The organism is Streptomyces sp. NPDC052687, assembly GCF_040678395.1.
Taxonomy (GTDB): domain Bacteria; phylum Actinomycetota; class Actinomycetes; order Streptomycetales; family Streptomycetaceae; genus Streptomyces.
Genome location: NZ_JBFATR010000028.1, coordinates 28,664 through 45,964 on the forward strand (window position 1 = coordinate 28,664; position 17,301 = coordinate 45,964).

At 70.3% G+C, this 17,301-nt stretch carries 14 protein-coding genes; 2 read left to right on the top strand and 12 right to left on the bottom strand.

Annotation, left to right across the window (positions count from 1 at the left end):
- Window positions 1–47: 47 nt before the first annotated feature.
- Window positions 48–1,061, bottom strand: a complete 1,014-nt coding sequence (locus tag AB0K92_RS21850) for a hypothetical protein (protein WP_365925343.1) — start codon at window positions 1,059–1,061, stop codon at window positions 48–50.
- A 98-nt stretch (window positions 1,062–1,159) separates the two neighbouring features.
- Here AB0K92_RS21850 and AB0K92_RS21855 point away from each other — a divergent pair, with 98 nt between their 5' ends.
- Window positions 1,160–1,525, top strand: a complete 366-nt coding sequence (locus AB0K92_RS21855; RefSeq protein WP_166002820.1) for an NYN domain-containing protein — start codon at window positions 1,160–1,162, stop codon at window positions 1,523–1,525.
- An 85-nt stretch (window positions 1,526–1,610) separates the two neighbouring features.
- Here AB0K92_RS21855 and AB0K92_RS21860 read toward each other — a convergent pair whose 3' ends face one another.
- From AB0K92_RS21860 to AB0K92_RS21895, 8 genes are all read right to left on the bottom strand, one after another.
- Window positions 1,611–1,988 (bottom strand): hypothetical protein, encoded by a 378-nt coding sequence (locus AB0K92_RS21860; protein ID WP_365925260.1) that lies wholly within the window; start codon window positions 1,986–1,988, stop codon window positions 1,611–1,613.
- Between the two features lie 229 nt (window positions 1,989–2,217).
- On the bottom strand, window positions 2,218–3,660 hold the full coding sequence (locus AB0K92_RS21865) for a glycosyltransferase family 39 protein (RefSeq protein ID WP_365925262.1): 1,443 nt from the start codon (window positions 3,658–3,660) through the stop codon (window positions 2,218–2,220).
- 96 nt (window positions 3,661–3,756) lie between these two features.
- Window positions 3,757–5,280 carry an amino acid permease gene (locus tag AB0K92_RS21870; protein ID WP_365925264.1) on the bottom strand — a complete coding sequence of 508 codons (1,524 nt, stop codon included), beginning with the start codon at window positions 5,278–5,280 and terminating at the stop codon, window positions 3,757–3,759.
- A 144-nt stretch (window positions 5,281–5,424) separates the two neighbouring features.
- On the bottom strand, window positions 5,425–7,347 hold the full coding sequence (gene dxs, locus AB0K92_RS21875; RefSeq protein WP_365925266.1) for a 1-deoxy-D-xylulose-5-phosphate synthase: 1,923 nt from the start codon (window positions 7,345–7,347) through the stop codon (window positions 5,425–5,427).
- Window positions 7,348–7,507: 160 nt separating this feature from the next.
- A complete protein-coding gene (locus AB0K92_RS21880; RefSeq protein WP_365925268.1) occupies window positions 7,508–8,806 on the bottom strand; it encodes a sugar ABC transporter permease in 1,299 nt (432 codons plus the stop codon).
- Window positions 8,803–9,594: an ATP-binding cassette domain-containing protein gene (locus AB0K92_RS21885; RefSeq protein ID WP_166002814.1), complete on the bottom strand. Its 792-nt coding sequence runs from the start codon at window positions 9,592–9,594 to the stop codon at window positions 8,803–8,805. The genes AB0K92_RS21880 and AB0K92_RS21885 overlap by 4 nt, the downstream gene beginning before the upstream one ends.
- A gap of 203 nt (window positions 9,595–9,797) precedes the next feature.
- Entirely contained in the window at window positions 9,798–10,898 is a 1,101-nt protein-coding gene (locus AB0K92_RS21890; protein WP_365925345.1) for a substrate-binding domain-containing protein, read from the bottom strand.
- A gap of 133 nt (window positions 10,899–11,031) precedes the next feature.
- Complete coding sequence (locus AB0K92_RS21895) at window positions 11,032–12,243, bottom strand: ROK family transcriptional regulator (protein WP_365925348.1); 1,212 nt, start codon at window positions 12,241–12,243, stop codon at window positions 11,032–11,034.
- Window positions 12,244–12,495: 252 nt separating this feature from the next.
- Between AB0K92_RS21895 and AB0K92_RS21900 the strand changes: the two genes are divergently transcribed.
- Window positions 12,496–13,545, top strand: coding sequence for an LLM class flavin-dependent oxidoreductase (locus AB0K92_RS21900; protein ID WP_365925270.1), 1,050 nt, complete (start codon window positions 12,496–12,498; stop codon window positions 13,543–13,545).
- A 121-nt stretch (window positions 13,546–13,666) separates the two neighbouring features.
- Here AB0K92_RS21900 and AB0K92_RS21905 read toward each other — a convergent pair whose 3' ends face one another.
- The 3 genes from AB0K92_RS21905 to ngcE form a co-directional block, all read right to left on the bottom strand.
- Window positions 13,667–14,593: a carbohydrate ABC transporter permease gene (locus tag AB0K92_RS21905; protein WP_365925272.1), complete on the bottom strand. Its 927-nt coding sequence runs from the start codon at window positions 14,591–14,593 to the stop codon at window positions 13,667–13,669.
- 14 nt (window positions 14,594–14,607) lie between these two features.
- Window positions 14,608–15,537, bottom strand: a complete 930-nt coding sequence (locus tag AB0K92_RS21910) for a sugar ABC transporter permease (RefSeq protein ID WP_365925274.1) — start codon at window positions 15,535–15,537, stop codon at window positions 14,608–14,610.
- Window positions 15,538–15,648: 111 nt separating this feature from the next.
- Window positions 15,649–17,151, bottom strand: a complete 1,503-nt coding sequence (ngcE, locus tag AB0K92_RS21915; protein ID WP_365925276.1) for an N-acetylglucosamine/diacetylchitobiose ABC transporter substrate-binding protein — start codon at window positions 17,149–17,151, stop codon at window positions 15,649–15,651.
- Window positions 17,152–17,301 lie beyond the last annotated feature (150 nt).

Below are 17,301 nucleotides of genomic sequence, written 5' to 3' on the forward strand. Positions count from 1 at the left end.
GGGCCCACTGACTCGTGCGGACCGGTGCGGACTCGGGTCCGCGCGGGTCACACCGTCTGCCACGCCGACAGGGCCAGGCCCGGCTCGTCCTTCTGGCGGGCGACGCGCAGTTCGCCGTCGGGGGTGAGTGTCGCGGCCACCACGCGGCCCTCGGCGTCCTCCGTGACGGCGACGCGGGTGCCGGCGGGCAGCCGCGGGCCGGACTCGGTCCACCACAGGCCCGCGGACTCCCGCTCGGTCGGGTAGGCGGCGAAGGCGACCCGGCCGGAGGCGGAGCGCTGGGCGAGGAGGGTGCAGTCGTGGCCGTCGAGGACGCAGCGCACGGCCGACACCGGGCCGGGCCCCGCGGCGGCGAGCAGGGCGACCGGGTCGCCGTCCGGGCGCCAGGCGTACAGCATGCCCTCGGGGTCGGCGTAGAAGAGGGTGGTGTGTTCCTTGGAGGTGGGCAGGGCGGCCAGGGTGCCGGGCTCGACCCGCACCGGCAGCGGGTCGGCCATCACCGGACGAGCGCCCGACTCCTCCTGGAGCCAGCGCACGATGCCGGCGGGGCTCGTGCCGTACAGCTCGACGAACCCCGACTCCCCGGTGACGGCGACGAGTTCCTCGTGCACCTTGGAGCCCTTCAGGTCGTGCCACGCGTTCCAGCCGCCGCGCACCTTCTGGTTGACGGTGTGGACGCCCTTGCCGCGGTTGCCGACGAAGACGTACGCGCGTCCCTCGGCGTCGACGGCGACCGCGGGCCGGCCGGTGCGCGGGCCCTTCTTGTCCGGGTGGCCGATGGGGAGCCAGTCGAGGGCGGCGAGGTGCGCGCGGAAGTGGGTGGAGTGCACCAGACCGGCCTCGTCGCCGGTGGTGGGCCGCCAGGCCACCAGGTGCGCGTAGCGGTCGGCGCCCCGGCCGACGGCGAGGACGGGATGCAGGCGCTGGTCGCCGCCCACCTTGCGCCACGGCAGCCAGTCGCCGCCCGGGTGGCGCTCCGCCCGGCACCACACGGAGTCGTCGCGCGTGGTGTAGACGCCGAGCCGGCCGTCGCGGCCGCGTATGAGCCAGTCGCCGTTCACTGTACGGACCGTTGACACGGCCCCACTCTAATCGGGTGCCCGGTGCCGTCTCCCGGCCGGGCTGGGCCCGCGGACAGGCCCGTGCGACCCTGGGGGGCATGAGTACCCCGCTGCTGGTCATCGTGGACGCCGCGAACGTCGTCGGGTCGGTGCCCGACGGGTGGTGGCGGGACCGGCTCGGGGCGGCGCGGCGGCTGCGGGACCGGCTGGCGGCGGACGGCATCCCGGGCCGTCCGGAGCCCACCGAGATCGTACTGGTGGTGGAGGGCGCGGCGCGCGGCGTGGAATCGGTGCCCGGTGTCCGCGTCGAGGCGGCGCCCGGCAGCGGCGACGACCGCATGGTGGAGCTGGTCGCCGAGGCGGGCGACCGCCCCTGCCTGGTCGTCACGGCCGACCGCGAACTGCGCCGCCGGGTGACGGACCTGGGGGCGGAGGTCACCGGGCCGCGCACGGTCCGCGGCTAGGGGCTGCGAACCGGCGGGACCGCGGCACCGCGGGCGGCGTCCTGCCCGCGGTGCCGCGGCGTCGGGGAATGGCGTGCTGCGGTCGTCAGCGGCCGGAGTTGTCCACGGTGACGCAGGTGGTGCGGGTGAGCACCGCGACCGTTTCGTTGCCGCAGTTGTTGCTGTGGCCCGAGGCGTTGCGGGCGAACAGGAGGTTGGACAGGATGCCGCCGCTGGGGCCCACCTGGTCGCCGCCGCCCGTGCCGTTGTCCTCGGCCACGCAGGTGCGCTCCTTCAGCAGCGCCAGCTTGCCCGTGCCGCAGAGGTTGGCGTGGCCGGACGAGTTGCGGCCCGAGAGGTTGGACAGCACACCGCCGGCCCCTCCGTCACCGTCACCGTCATGGGCCGTGGCCAGTCCGGCGGGGACCGCCATCAGCAGGCCCACCATCGAAGCCACCACCGCGATACGCCGTGCGCCGTACATCTGTCTTGGTTTCCTTTCGTTGGAGCACTTCCGGCCGTCCGGTCCGGTCACTGACGTAACGACGCAGTGGGTCACCGGGATGGGCTTCGCCGAGGTGAAATATCCGCTGGACGGTTGATCGGCTCCTCCTATGGCATGCCCCGGACCCGTCGCCGTTGACGCGGGCGCGCGGCGGGCCTCAGCCCGTGCCCCGGTACGTCCTGACCGGCCGGTACGGCTGTCCCGGCGCTCAGGACGCCCGTGCGTACAGCACCGCCCCGTCCACCGTGCCCACCACCCGGTAACGGTCCGTCAGCAGCCGTCGCAGGGTGGGTACCTGCGCGGGGGCGTAGGGCTTGCCTCGGGAGTCGTCGACGATCAGGGCGGGGGCGCGGGCCGTCATCTCGCGGCGGAACACAGGCCAGGCACCGTCGACGGCGTACCGCTCGCCGACGCGGGCGCCGTCGCGTCCGCCGCTGTAGTTGGTGAGCAGTCCGGCGGTGAGATAGCGGCTGGCGGGGGCGCGTCCGGCGAGCCAGTACGTCTCCGGGTGCATGCCCCAGATCAGCACGGGGTCGCCGGGGCCGGTGCGGCGGGCGGCGGCCTCGGCGACCCGCTGGGCGTGGGTGAGTTCGGCGCGCGGTGCGGTCAGGCCCCAGGCGAGGAAGACGGCGCACCCGCAGGCGGAGACGAGGACGGCGGTCCGGTGGCGCGCCAGGGGTCTGGTGTGCAGCGCCGCGGTGGCCAGCAGGGCGAGCGGGGGCAGGAGTTGCAGGTAGTAGTGGCCGAAGAAGTGGAAGCCGGTCAGCACCGCGCCGGCCGACGCGGCCAGCCACAGCCACAGGTCGGCGGAGGCGGCGCGCGGGGCCCGCGCGACGGCGGCGAGCAGGCCCGCGCAGGCCGCCGCGAGGAGGCCCGCGTTGCCGAGGGCGCGGGTCAGGGCGTGCAGCGGGGAGCCGGAGAAGGCGGCGTAGGCGGTGGAGCCGGTGACCGTCCAGAAGAGGAATCCGGCCGGGTCGGTGAGCAGGGCGGCGCCGAGGACGGGCAGGGCCGCCCCGGCGGCCAGGCGGGGCGCCGCGGTGCGGGCGGCGCCCGAGGTGACGCACAGCCAGAGGACGGGGAGCAGCACCGCTCCGCCGGTCTGCTTGGCGAGGACGGCGCAGCCGACGGCCACGCCGGCCGCCGTCCAGCGGCGCCGGTCGGCGCACCACATGGCGGCGGCGGTGCCCGGCAGTATGAACACCTCGAAGCCGGCGGCCTGCGCGTCCTCGGGGTTGAGTCCGACGGACACCAGCAGATAGAGCACTCCGGCGGTGCGGCCCGCGCGGTCGCCCCAGCGGCGGCGGGCCAGCGAGGCCAGCAGGGCGGCGGTGAGCAGTTGGGCGAGGATCGCGAGCACCCGGACGGAGGTGAGCGATCCGGAGCCGGTGAGCGCGAAGGCCGCCTCGTACAGCCAGGGCACGAGCGGGGGTTTGCGGTCGACGACCGTTTCGTACAGCTGCCCGCCGTGGGCGAGTATCCGTGCCTGGACGGCGAGATAGCCCTCGTCGGGGTTCCACAGCGGCCGGGCGAAGGAGGGCACGCGGGTGAGGCAGGCGAGCACCGCGAGCGCGGGCAGCAGCCGCCGCCAGTAGCCGTGGCCCGCGCGCGGCGGGGTGACGGCGGGTGCGGGGGCGAGGAGCTGGGCGGGCATGCGCCGTACGCTATCCGGCCCCGCACTTCCCGCCGAAGCGGGACATACGGGGCCGAAGGGCGGGCGGCTCGGTGACGCGCCGTGACGGGAGTCCGGCTAGCGGTCCTCGTGGGGGTGGCCCTCGGTGACGTCCCGCACCGTGGTCTCCTGGTGCCGGCCGAGCCGGCTGTGGGTGCGGCCGTAGAGGAAGTACAGGACGAAGCCGGCCGCCATCCAGATGCCGAAGCGCACCCAGGTCTCGGCGGGCAGGTTCAGCATCAGCCACAGCGAGGCGCCCACGGACAGGATCGGGACCACCGGCACCCACGGGGTGCGGAAGGAGCGGTGCAGGTCGGGCCGGGTGCGGCGGAGGATGATCACGCCGATGGCCACCACCACGAAGGCGAACAGGGTGCCGATGTTGACCAGGGCCGCCAGTTCGGTGAGCGGGGTGAAGCCGGCGAGGATCGCGATGACCACGCCGAGCAGGATGGTCGGGCGGTGCGGGGTGCGGAACTTGGGGTGGACGCGGGAGAAGAAGCGGGGCAGCAGTCCGTCCCGGCTCATCGCGAAGAACACGCGGGTCTGGCCGAGCAGCAGGATCATGCAGACGGTGGTCAGGCCGACGGCCGCGCCGAAGCTGATGAAGCCCGCGTACCACGGGTGTCCGGTGGCCTTGAAGGCGTCGGCGAGCGGGGCGTCCACGGACAGCTGGCTGTAGTGCTGCATACCGGTGACGACGATGGACACGGCGACGTACAGCGCGGTGCAGATGGCCAGTGAGCCGAGGATGCCGCGCGGCATGTCGCGCTGCGGGTTGCGGGTCTCCTCGGCGGCGGTCGCCACCACGTCGAAGCCGATGAAGGCGAAGAACACGACGGAGGCGGCGGTGAAGATGCCCATCACGCCGAAGTTGGAGGGCGCCCAGCCGAACATGAGCTGGATCAGCGGCGACTGCAGGCTGTCCCCGGCGGGCACCGGCTGCGCCTTGGGGACGAACGGGTCGTAGTTGGAGCCCTTGATGAAGAAGGCGCCCGCGATGATCACGACGAGGACGACGGTCACCTTGATGGCGACGACGATGGAGGTGACCCGCGCCGACAGCTTCACGCCGACCACGAGGATGGCGGTGAGCAGCAGCACCAGCACCGCGGCGAGGATGTCGAAGCCGAAGCCGTCGGCGCCCTCCCGGCTGCCGAGCGCCGCGGGCATCACCCAGCCGGCGTTCGCCATCAGCGACTGGATGTAGCCGGACCAGCCGACGGCCACCACCGCCGTGCCGAGCGCGAACTCCAGGACGAGGTCCCAGCCGATGATCCAGGCGGGCAGCTCGCCGAGGGAGGCGTACGAGAAGGTGTAGGCGGACCCGGCGACCGGGACCGTGGAGGCGAACTCGGCGTAGCAGAGCGCGGCGAGCGCGCAGGCGACGCCGGCCGCGACGAACGCCAGGGCCACGGCGGGGCCGGCGTTGTTCTTGGCGACCGTGCCGGTCAGCACGAAGATGCCGGTGCCGATGATGACACCGACACCGAAGACCGTCAGGTCCAGGGCCGACAGGGATTTCTTGAGTGCGTGCTCCGGCTCCTCGGTGTCGAGGATGGACTGTTCGACCTTCTTCGTCCGGAAGAGGGTGCTGCTCACGGGGGTACCTCCCACGCTTGTCGTCCTCGACATGATCGAGAGGGGGCGTGGTACGTATGTCCCGACGCGGGCCGTATCACGCGAACGGGCCGATTCCACCACCCTTGGCAGTGGTGAAATCGGCCCGTTCGGCGGTACGCGGTGTCAGTCGCGGGCGGCCTCGATCTCGTCGGCCGCGGCCCGCTCGTACTTCCCGTCCAGCTTGGACACCAGACCGGTGACCTGGCGGGCGATGTCCGGGGCGGTCAGGCCGATCTCCGCCATCACCTCGGCGCGCGAGGCGTGGTCGAGGAAGCGCGGCGGGATGCCGAAGTCGCGCAGCGGGACGTCGACGCCCGCGTCGCGCAGCGCCTGGGCGATCGCGGAGCCGACGCCGCCGACGCGGGAGTTGTCCTCGACGGTGACGACGACCCGGTGCCGCTCGGCGAGCGGGGCCAGGGCCTCGTCGACCGGCTTGACCCAGCGCGGGTCGACGACGGTGGTGGAGATGCCCTGCCGGTCGAGCAGGCTCGCGACCTCCAGGCACATCGGCGCGAGCGCGCCGACGGAGACCAGGAGCACGTCCGGGCGGTCGGTGCCGGGCTCGCGCAGCACGTCCATGCCGCCGACCTTGCCCACGGCCGGTACGGCGGGGCCGACGGCGCCCTTGGAGAAGCGGACCACGGTCGGCGCGTCCGTGACCTCGACGGCCTCGCGCAGCTGGGCGCGGACCTGGTCGGCGTCGCGCGGCGCGGCGAGTCTGAGGCCCGGGACGACCTGGAGGATCGACATGTCCCACATGCCGTTGTGGGAGGCGCCGTCGGTGCCGGTGATGCCGGCCCGGTCCAGGACGAAGGTCACCCCGCACTTGTGCAGGGCCACGTCCATCAGCACCTGGTCGAAGGCGCGGTTGAGGAAGGTGGCGTAGACGGCGAAGACGGGGTGCAGTCCGCCGGTGGCCAGGCCCGCGGCGGAGACGGCGCCGTGCTGCTCGGCGATGCCGACGTCGTAGACCCGCTCCGGGAAGCGCTTGGCGAACTTGTCGAGGCCGACCGGCTGGAGCATGGCGGCGGTGATGGCGACGATGTCCTCGCGCTCCTCGCCCAGCTTCACCATCTCGTCGCCGAAGACGGAGGTCCAGTCGGCGCCGGAGGTGGCGATGGGCAGGCCCGTGTCGGGGTGGATCTTGCCGACGGCGTGGAAGCGGTCGGCCTCGTCCGCCAGGGCGGGCTGGTAGCCGCGGCCCTTCTCGGTGAGGCAGTGCACGATGACCGGGCCGCCGAACCGCTTGGCGCGGGCCAGCGCGGACTCCAGGGCCTCGATGTCGTGGCCGTCGATCGGGCCGACGTACTTCAGGCCCAGGTCCTCGAAGAGGCCCTGCGGGGCGATGAAGTCCTTCAGGCCCTTCTTGGCGCCGTGCAGGGTGTCGTAGAGCGGCTTGCCGACGACCGGGGTGCGCTCCAGCACCTCCTTGGTGCGGGCCAGGAAGCGCTCGTAGCCGTCGGTGGTGCGCAGGGTGGCGAGGTGGTTGGCGAGGCCGCCGATGGTCGGGGCGTAGGAGCGCTCGTTGTCGTTGACGACGATGACGAGCGGGCGGTCCTTGGCGTCGGCGATGTTGTTCAGCGCCTCCCAGGCCATGCCGCCGGTGAGCGCGCCGTCACCGATCACGGCGACGACGTGGCTGTCCCGTTGGAGCAGCTCGTTCGCCTTGGCGAGGCCGTCGGCCCAGCCGAGCACCGTGGAGGCGTGGCTGTTCTCGATGACGTCGTGCTCGGACTCGGCCTGCGAGGGGTAGCCGGACAGGCCGCCCTTCATCTTCAGCTTCGAGAAGTCCTGCCGCCCGGTGAGCAGCTTGTGCACGTAGGACTGGTGGCCGGTGTCCCACAGCACCTTGTCCTTCGGCGAGTCGAAGACGCGGTGCAGGGCGATGGTCAGCTCCACCACGCCGAGGTTCGGGCCGAGGTGGCCGCCGGTCTTGGAGACCGCGTCGACGAGGAAGGTCCGGATCTCCCCGGCCAGCTGGTCCAGCTCCTCCAGGCTGAGCCGGTCCAGATCGCGCGGTCCCCTGATGCGGGTCAGCAGCGGCACCCGTGCCTCCTTGCAGTAGAGCTGTTGAGCTGTTGCCGGGCTCGTCGAGTCTAATGTTCTCCCCGGCACGGCTGTGCCCGGCACCGCCATTGGTGCCGGGCACAGGTTCACATGAGAGACGGGCATCGTCCCTCAAGGGCGTGACGCCCCGGGCGGAGCGCTAGGCGCGGCCCGCCGTCTTCTGCGTCTTGCGGGTGATCGAGTCGATCACCACCGTGGTGAGCAGCACACCCGCGGTGATCATGTACTTCACCGGCTCGGCGATGGACTCCAGCTGGAGGCCGTACTGGATGGAGACGATCACCAGGACACCCAGCAGGGCGTTCCAGGTGCGGCCCCGGCCGCCGAACAGCGACGTGCCGCCGATCACCGCCGCGGCGATCGCGTTCATCAGCAGGTCGCCCGTGCCGGCGCTCTGGTTCGCCGAGGCGATCTTGGAGGCCAGGAAGAGACCGCCGATCGCGGCGAAGCCGCCGGAGATCGCGAAGACCGAGATCCGGACCGCGGTGACGTTGATGCCGGCGCGCCGGGAGGCCTCGACGCTGCCACCGAGGGCGAACACCTTGCGGCCGTAGGTGGTGCGGCGCAGCACGAAGTCCGTCGCCACCAGGAACACCAGGAAGATCACCGTGGCCAGCGGCAGGCCCTTGTACTGGTTGTACATGAAGGCCGCGGCGAAGGAGATCACCGCGAGCAGCGCGGTCCGCAGGATCGTCTCGTTGAGCGGCCGGGACGGGATGCCCGCGGCCTCGCGGCGCCGGTTGCTCAGGAACGAGGTGATGAAGAAGACCGCGGTCACCACGGCCGCCAGACCGTACGCGGCGGCGATGTCGGTGAAGAAGTACGTGGTCAGCTTGCCGATGAAGCCGTCGCTGTCGAGGTTGATCGTGCCGTTCTCGCCCAGCGTCTGGAGCATGAAGCCCAGCCAGAAGAGCAGACCGGCCAGGGTGACCGCGAAGGCGGGCGCGCCGAGCACGGCGAAGAAGAAGCCGTGTGCCGCGCCGATGGCCGCGCCCGCGGCGACGGCGAACAGGACGGCGATCCACTCGGGCCAGCCCTGGTTGACCGCGAGGACGGCCGCGATGGCGCTGGCGGCGCCGCTGACCGAGCCGACCGACAGGTCGATCTCGCCGAGCAGCAGCACGAAGACGATGCCGACGGAGATCATGCCGGTGCCGACCATCGTGACGGTGATGTCACTGATGTTCTGCGCCGACAGGAACGCGTCGTTCAGGCTCTGGAAGATGACGCAGATGATGACCAGGCCGAGGATGACCGGAATCGAGCCCAGCTCGCCGGCGCGCATCTTGCGCTTGAACTCGGTCCAGTAGCCGAGCAGGCCCTCCTCGCGGACGAGGAGGCGGGGGTCGACCGCGGTGACCGCGTCGGCGGCCGCCTCGGGGTTCTCCACGATGTGCTCGTCCTTCGTGGCCGTGGTGGAGGTCTTGTCGGTGCTCACTTGGAAACCTCCCCGTTGGTGCGTGCCGCACGGCGGGTCACGGCGTTGTCGGTGGCGCCGGTGATGGCGGAGATGATCTCCTCCTGCGAGGTCGTCTTGACCTCGAAGACGCCGTTGTTGCGGCCGAGTCGCAGGACCGCCACCTTGTCGGCGACGGCCTTGACGTCGGCCATGTTGTGGCTGATCAGGATGACGGCGTGGCCGCGCTCGCGGAGCCGCTCGACCAGGTCGAGCACCTGGGCGGTCTGCTCCACGCCGAGGGCGGCGGTGGGCTCGTCGAGGATGACCAGCTTGGGCTCGCCGAGCATCGAACGGGCGATGGCCACGGTCTGGCGCTGGCCGCCGGAGAGCGAGGCGATCGGGATCCGGACACTGGGGATGCGGATCGACAGGGTCTTCAGCAGTTCGCGGGAGCGGCGCTCCATCTCGACCTCGTCGAGGACGCCCCACTTCCTCAGCTCACGGCCGAGGAAGAGGTTGCCGACCACGTCGATGTTGTCGCACAGCGCGAGGTCCTGGTAGACGGTCGCGATGCCCAGGGCCTGGGCGTCGTGCGGCTTGTTGATCGTGACGGGCTTGCCTTCCCATTCGATGACGCCCTCATCGATGGGGTGCACGCCGGCGATCGTCTTGACCAGCGTGGACTTTCCGGCGCCGTTGTCGCCGACCAGGGCGACCACCTCACCGGCGTGGATCTCGAGCTCTACGTCGGTGAGCGCCTGGACGGCACCGAACCGCTTGGAGACCCCGCGCAACGCCAGCACGGGCGTAGCGGACACGTGAACCATCTCCTTCGCCGCCTGACCCGGCGGGAGGTTGTGCAGAAGTTTGGGGGGTGGGCCGGGAGAGCGCTCTCCGGCCCCGGATGTTCCGACCGGCGCCCCGCACGAGCTTGCGGGGCTTTGATGACGCGGGGCGCCGGCGGAGCCTTGGGTGACGCGGCCGTCCGGCGGGAGGTCGCTGCTGCGCACTCCCGCGGGACCGGTTCCGCTTAGTTCAGGCCGATCTTTTCGCAGGCCGCCTTGTACTTGGCGGTGCAGATCTCGTCGACCGTGTAGACGCCGTCCTTGACGACGGTGTCCTTGATGTTCTCCTGGGTCAGCGAGGTGACGTCGACCAGCACGGACGGGACGTCCTTGGCGCTGTCGCTGGAGACCTTGTCCTTGGCGATGGAGTTGAGGTCCTCGCCCTTGGCGAGCGCGACGGCCATCTCGGCGGCGGCCTCGGCCTCCGGCGCGTACGGCTTGTAGACGCTCATGAACTGCTCACCGGCGACGATGCGCTGCACGGCGGCCAGCTCGGCGTCCTGGCCGGTGACCGGGGCCTTGATGCCGGCGGCCTTCAGGGCGGTGATGATGCCGCCGGCCATGCCGTCGTTGGCGGAGTAGACACCGACGATGTTCTTCTTGCCGAGCGCCGAGATCGCCGCCTCCATGTTGGCGTTGGCGTTGTCCGGCGACCACTCCTTGGTGTCGTACTCCTTGCCGATCTTCACCTTGCCGTCGAGGACGGAGTGCGCGCCCTCCTTGAACTGGGCGGCGTTCGGGTCGGTGACGGAGCCGTTCATCATGACGATCTGGCCGTCCTTGGCCTTGTCGCCGAGCTCCTCCAGCAGGGCCTCGCCCTGGGTCTTGCCGACCTGGACGTTGTCGAAGGAGGTGTAGGCGCTGATCGGGCCCTCGGCGAGGCGGTCGTACGCCACGACCTTGATGCCGGCGTCGACGGCCTTCTGGACGGAGTTCTTGATCGCCTTGGCGTCCACGGCGTCCAGGATCAGCACGTCCACCTTGTTGGTGATCATCGTGTCGACCTGCTGGGCCTGGAGGTTGGCGTCCTGCCGGGCGTTGTTGTACTCGACGGTCGCCTTGTTGTCCGTCAGCTCCTTGATCTTCTTCTCGATCAGGGGCCGGTCGAACTTCTCGTACCGGGCGGTCTTGTTCTCCGGCAGGAGCAGACCGATCTTGATGTCGTCGCCCTTGGCGGGGGCGGAGCCGGTGGAGTCGTTGCCGCCGCCGGCCTCCTCAGCGCTGCCACAGGCGGCGAGAGAGATCGCCATCGCGCCCGAGGCGATGGCTACGGCGGCACGACGCATACGCGTGTTCACTTCAGAAACCTCCCTGACGAGGCCGCGTCGTTGCGGCCGAGGTGGCTGGAAGTCAACTCGGCCACACGTGCGACGTCAAGAAGTAAATCCTTAACGGGTTGGCAACGGTGCCATCCGTTCTCTAAGTGAAGGCAGGGGTGGTGGCGGGAAGTGCCCCCGACACGCTTCCGTCCAAAAGGGTCGAGTCACCCATCTCGCTGAGGGCGAGAGCGAGTGCCCCGAGCACCTCCGCGCGGCCCCCAAGTGCCCCGGGAAGGACGGACAGTTGGCGCGCCGCGCTGGGGATCGCGTAGCGGCCGACGGACTCCCTGATCGGCCCGAGAACCAGCTCTCCGGCCTCGGCGAGATCGCCGCCGAGGACGACCCGGCTCGGGTTCAGAAGGTTGCAGAGGTTGGCGACTCCACTGCCGATGTGGCGGCCGACGTCGGCGATCACCCGACGGCAGCCCGGGTCTCCGTCCCGCGCCAGCCGGACGACACCCTCCATGGTCAGATCCGTGCCGTGACTGGACTGGAGCAGCGGCAGCACATAACGCGCGGCCGCGAAGGTCTCCAGGCAGCCCCGGTTTCCGCAGCGGCAGACGGGGCCGGATTCATCAAGTGTAATATGTCCGATTTCTCCCGCTGTGCCGCCGGGACCCCGGTAGATCTTCCCGTCGATCACCAGGCCCGCGCCGACACCGCTGGAGACCTTGATGTACGCCAGGTCCCGCACGCCCTTGCCGCTGCCCCACACCAGTTCGCCGAGCGCGCCCAGGTTGGCGTCGTTGTCCACGTGCACCGGCACGCCGAGCCGCCCCCGCAGCTCCTCGGCGGGCCGGGCGCCGGTCCAGCCCGGCAGGATGGCGGTCGAGCCGAGCTGGCCGGACTCCACGTCGATCGGGCCGGGCACGCCGAGACCCACCCCGGCGATCTTCGTACGGTCCACTCCCGTGGCCGCGATCAGCCGGTTGACCAGCTCTTCCGCCCGGTCGAAGCCCTGTGCGGCGGAGGCGTCGACGTCCAGCGGCTCGGACTCCTCGGCCAGCACCTGATGGGCGAGGTTGCCCACCGCCACCCGTAGATGGGTGTGGCCGAAATCGACGCCGATCACGATGCCGGCGTCCCCGCTCAGACTGACGCTGCGCGCCCGCCGGCCGCCCGCGGAGGTCGGCGTGACCTCGACGGTTCCGCCGTCCTTCAACTCCCGCACGATGTTCGAGACGGTCGCCGCGGACAGGCCCGTCGTCCTCGCGATCTCCGCCTGGGTGAGGGATCCCGCCAGCCGCACGGCTCGTACGACCCGCTCCAGGTTGGCTCGGTGCAGCGACGACTGCGACCCCGGAGTCTCCACGACGACCTCCTGCGCGCGGGACCGCAGCGATGAGGCCCCGTCTATGTCCAACTAGTGAACTCTAAGCTGAGCCGTCCGGGGCACCTCCCGTCAAGAGGTTGAACAGTTTCCGGGAGCAGGCACACATCCGCGCGCGCCGGGGCCCTCTCCCGCGTCTCCCGCTCTTCTGCGAGGCCTACTGGTCGCCCCGGGCACCGGACCGGACACTGGGACGGCGGACGACCGCAGGACGAGGACGGAGAGGACCCGCCCATGAGGTTCAGTTACGCGCTGTTACCCGACTACCCGCTCCAGGAGTCGCTGGCCTCCATCAGACTCGCCGACGAGCTGGGCTTCCACGCCTGCTACGCCGCGGACGAGACCTGGCACAAGGACATGTGGCTGCTGTTCGCCGTGGCGGCCGGCCAGACCCGGCACATCCGCCTCGGACCGAGCGTCTCCCCGGTCACCCTGCGGGAGCCGACCCTGATCGCGCAGTCCCTGGCCACCCTCGACGAACTCTCCGGCGGCCGCGCCGAGGCCGTGCTGTCCAGCGGCAACTTCGGCCTCCTCGCCCAGTACGGCATCGACTGGACCCGCACCCGGCCCTTGTCCCGCGTCAAGGAGGCCCTTCACGTGGTGCGGACGCTGCTGGACGAGGGCACCATCACCCACCGCGGCGAGTTCTACCGGTACGACGGGCTGTTCACCTTCGCCCGCCCCGTCCAGCGGCGCGTGCCCCTGAAACTCGGCGCCATGCGCGGCCCCCGGTCCTTCGAGGCGGCCGGTGAGCTGTCCGACGGGTGCCATCACGCGCTCAGCTACACCGCGGAGGCGTACGCGTACGCGGTCCGCCACATCAGGGCGGGAGCCGAGCGGGCGGGCAAGGACTGGCGCTCCCTGGACATCGGCGCCTGGGTGGTGTTCGCCACCGGACCCGAGTCCGGGCCGGCGAAGGAGGCGGCCCGCAGCATGGTGGGCATCTACGCCTCCTCCATGCCGGAGGAGCAACTGCGCCGCAACGGTGTCGACCCGGCCGAGCTGAAGCCGGTCATCGAGGCGATCGGCGCGGGCGACCTCGCGCGGGGCATCGACCTCACTCCGCCCGAGGTCGCCGAGCGCCTGTCCATCGCGGGCACGCCGGAGGAGTGCCTGGAGAAGATCCGCACCCAGATCGCCCCCACCGGCGTGAACCACCTCATCTGCGCCGTCACCGACCGCCGGCTGGTGCGGACCTTCACCGGCCGGGAGCTGGAGGGCGTGGCGGGCGTGGACGAGCAGCTGCGTCTCATCGGCGAGCGGATCATGCCGGCGCTGGCCTGAACGGGCGCGGTGCCGGATTCGGCGCTGGCCTGAACGGGCCGCGGTGCCGGATTCGGCGCTGGCCTGAACGGGCCGCGGTGCCGGGTCCGGCCCGCCGGGGCGGGACCCGGCACCACCCGGGTCACTTCAGGGTCGCCGAGGTCAGGCCCGCCTGCACCTGGCGCTGGAAGGACAGGTAGACCACCAGCATCGGGATCATGGCGATGGTGACGCCCGCGAAGAGCACGGGCAGGTCGGAGGCGTACCCCTGCTGCTGCTGGAGCTGGATCAGGCCCTGGGTGAGCACATAGCGCTCGGGGTCGTCGCCGCTCTGCGGCTGCATCAGCACCGTCGGCAGGATGAACTGGTTCCACTGGCCCAGCGTGTTGAAGATGCCCACGCTGATCAGGCCGGGCTTCGCCATCGGCAGCATGACCTGGAAGAACGTCCGGGTGTGCGAGGCCCCGTCCAGGATCGCCGCCTCGAACACCGCCGTCGGCAGGGTCCGGAAGAAGGCGTGCATGAAGAAGACCGTGAACGGCATGGAGTAGGCGACGTACACCAGGACCAGGCCCTGGTAGGTGTTGAGCATGTCCAGCCGTTTGACCATGAAGAACAGCGGGACCAGGGCCAGGAAGACCGGGAACATCGCGCCCGCGACGAAGAAGTAGTACAGGAACCGGTTGCCCGGGAACGGGTAGCGGGCCAGGACGTACGCGGCCATCGAGCCGAACAGCATCGTCAGCGGCACCGAGAAGGCGAGCACGATGACGGTGTTGAGGAAGTAGTCGCCGATGCCCTTGTCCCAGGCCCGGGTGAAGACGTCGAACGTCCAGTTCTGCGGCCAGCCGAAGGCCGACCCGGCGATCTGGGCATCGGTCTTGAAGGAGCTGAGGACCAGCCACAGCAGCGGCAGGACGATCATCAGGGCCCACAGGGCGAGGAAGCCGTGCGAGAAGGCGTTCAGGGTGACGCCCTCGCCGCGCCGCTCGTCGGCCCGCGGCGGGACCTTCGCCACGGACGGCTCGGCGGCGGGGGCCGGGACGGTTTCCTTCAAGGGTGCGCTCATGTCATCTCTCCCGCTCAGAACTCGATGCGCTCGCGGCGGGTGGCGCGCAGCATGACCACGGACACGATCAGGGTCAGCAGCAGCATGACCACGCCCATGGCGCAGGCGTAGCCGCTCTTGCCGTAGTAGAGGAAGTTCCGCATCATCACGGTCGCCATGACCTCGCTGTGGTGGTCGGGGCCGCCGCCGAACTCACCGGAGGTCATGGTCGAGACGAGGATGAACATGTCCATCGCCGCGATGCCGAGATAGACCCAGGCCGTCTGCACGGAGTCCCACAGCAGCGGCAGGGTGATGCGGAAGAAGGACTGGGCGCGGCCGGCGCCGTCGATGAGCGCGGCCTCGTAGATGTCCCTCGGGATGGACTGCATGGCGGCGGAGAACAGCACCAGGTAGAAGCCGACGCCGTGCCAGACGACCACCACGATGAGCGCCCAGAGGACGAAGTCCGGTTCGTTCAGCCACTCCACCGGCCGGTCCGCGTCCACCAGGCCGAGCTTGACCAGCGCGCCGTTGAGCATGCCGCCGCTGTCGCTGCGGTAGACCGCGCGGAACAGCACGGCGAGGATCGCCAGCGACAGCACCTGCGGGAAGAAGTAGACGACCTTGTAGAACCGGGACCCGGCGACTCCGGCCACCCCGCCGGCCCGGCCGCGGCCGCCCGCGTTCAGCATGAAGGCGAAGAACAGCGCGAGCAGGATGGTGATCACCGGGATGAACACCAGGAACAGGATGTTGTGCCAGATGGCGCCCATGAAGATGTCGTCCTGGAACAGCGCCTTGTAGTTGTCCAGACCGACAAAGCCGAAGGTCTGCGACTGGCCCTTCCAGTCGGTCAGCGAATAGCCGAACGTCTGGATGTACGGCCAGATCACAAAGATCACATAAAGCGCCACGGGAACGAGGAGAAACCCCGCGACGAACCGGTACTGCCCCTTACGCATGAAACCTGCCCCACTGTCCCCACCTGAAGGGGCGCGGGGAACTGCGCGACCAGCCACGACCGACCGGCGGACCGCAGACCACCGCACCCCTACGGCGCATCCGGAAAAGACCTATTCCCGCCGATTCTTCTTGGACGCCGGGTCCTTCGCGGCCTTGTCCACCGCCGCCTGGGCCCGCTTCAGCCACTCCTTCGGCTGAATCCGCCGCGCCATCAGCTCGTTGGACGCGTTCTGGATGGCGGTGTCCATCTCGCTGTACCACTCGGTGTACAGGTAGCGGAAGGTGTTGTCACCGGCCGCCTTGGACGCCTCGACGGTGGACTGGGTGCCCGGCCGCAGCCGCACGCTGGGGTCGACGCCGTCCTTGAGGATGGTCAGCGAGTTCGCCTCCTTGGCGAACAGCGTGGACCACTCGCGGGAGAGCATCATCCGCATGAACTCCTTGGCCGCGGGCAGGTTCTTGGCCTTGGCCGGGATGATGAAGGGCTCTCCGGAGCCGGCCCGGATCGCCTCGAACGGCATCACGCTGCCCTCCAGCAGCGGCATCGGCAGGAACTTCATGTCGAAGTCCGGCGGCGTCTGCTTCAGCTGCTCGTTCTCCAGCCAGGAGCCGGAGGTGATGAAGGCGGCCTTGTACTGGTTCCAGCGGGTCTGGGACTCGGTGTGGTCCAGGCCGTTCGTGCCGGGCATCAGATAGCCCTTCTCGACGACCTCGTAGACCGCCTCGACGGCGGCCTGCGCGGCGTCGGAGCCGACGAACGCCTTGGGGTCGAGGTTGTCGATCGCCTTCATGGCGTCCAGGCCGCCCTTCTTGGCGATCAGGTCCATGATGGCGACGTTGATGTAGTACGGGTACTTGCCCTGATGGGCGAGGCCGCCGATGCCCTGGGACTTGGCGTCCTTGCAGATGGCGAGGAAGTCGTCCCAGGTCTTGGGCGCCTCCCAGCCCTTGTCCTCGAAGAGCTTGCCGGAGTACCACAGGCCCCACACCGTGTAGATGTAGTTGAGGGCGACGACCTTGCCCTCCTGCAGGCCCGGGTCGAGGGTGCCGGGGATGACGGTGTCGCGGACCTTCTTCGACGGGTCGTCGACGCTGGGCGCGTCCAGGACCTCGGCGAGGTCGAGGAGCTGGCCGTTCTTGTACAGGACGTCGATCTTGATCTTCTGGGCGCCGGAGTTGTCCACGATGTCCGGCGGGTTGCCGGCGTTGAAGCGCGGCTGGAGCTTGCCGGTGATCTCCTGGGTGCCGGTGTGGGTGGAGGTCACCCCCCACTTCTTCCGGAAGGACGCCTCCCAGGCCTTGGCGTAGTCGTCGCCGTAGCCGCCCTTGAAGATGACGACGTCGAGCTTGCTGCCCTTCTTCACGCCGAAGGGGTTGTCCTTGGACGTCTCGCCCTGGGTGTCGTCGTTCGATTCCCCGCCTCCGCCGCTGGCACAGGCCGACAGGAAGCCCATGGCGGGTACGGAGACCAGTCCGAGCGCGGCGGACCGCTTGATCAGCGAGCGGCGGCCGACGCCGTCGGTGCCGTGGTGCGCGACCGTGTTCCCGGCGCCGTCGGCGCCGCCGTTCGTGACACCGTTCCGGGCGCCGTCGCCGGCGGAAGTGGATCCCATGCTCAAGTCCTCGCCTTCTTCCAGGACTCAGGCGGTGAACCGGATCCTCCCCGGCACCGCGGTGGGGTCAAGCAGGGTCGTACAGGATTGCGGTTCGTGTGAATCGCCGACAGGTATAGTCCACTTCCCGCCAGGGGAGCAAGATCGAAT

Bases quoted from the DNA above. Each gene is read 5' to 3' on its own strand.
- AB0K92_RS21855 (WP_166002820.1), top strand. From the start codon at position 1,160: ATGAGTACCCCGCTGCTGGTCATCGTGGACGCCGCGAACGTCGTCGGG.
- AB0K92_RS21860 (WP_365925260.1), bottom strand. From the start codon at position 1,988: ATGTACGGCGCACGGCGTATCGCGGTGGTGGCTTCGATGGTGGGCCTG.
- AB0K92_RS21865 (WP_365925262.1), bottom strand. From the start codon at position 3,660: ATGCCCGCCCAGCTCCTCGCCCCCGCACCCGCCGTCACCCCGCCGCGC.
- AB0K92_RS21885 (WP_166002814.1), bottom strand. From the start codon at position 9,594: ATGGTTCACGTGTCCGCTACGCCCGTGCTGGCGTTGCGCGGGGTCTCC.
- AB0K92_RS21890 (WP_365925345.1), bottom strand. From the start codon at position 10,898: ATGCGTCGTGCCGCCGTAGCCATCGCCTCGGGCGCGATGGCGATCTCT.
- AB0K92_RS21900 (WP_365925270.1), top strand. From the start codon at position 12,496: ATGAGGTTCAGTTACGCGCTGTTACCCGACTACCCGCTCCAGGAGTCG.
- AB0K92_RS21905 (WP_365925272.1), bottom strand. From the start codon at position 14,593: ATGAGCGCACCCTTGAAGGAAACCGTCCCGGCCCCCGCCGCCGAGCCG.
- AB0K92_RS21910 (WP_365925274.1), bottom strand. From the start codon at position 15,537: ATGCGTAAGGGGCAGTACCGGTTCGTCGCGGGGTTTCTCCTCGTTCCC.
- ngcE (WP_365925276.1), bottom strand. From the start codon at position 17,151: ATGGGATCCACTTCCGCCGGCGACGGCGCCCGGAACGGTGTCACGAAC.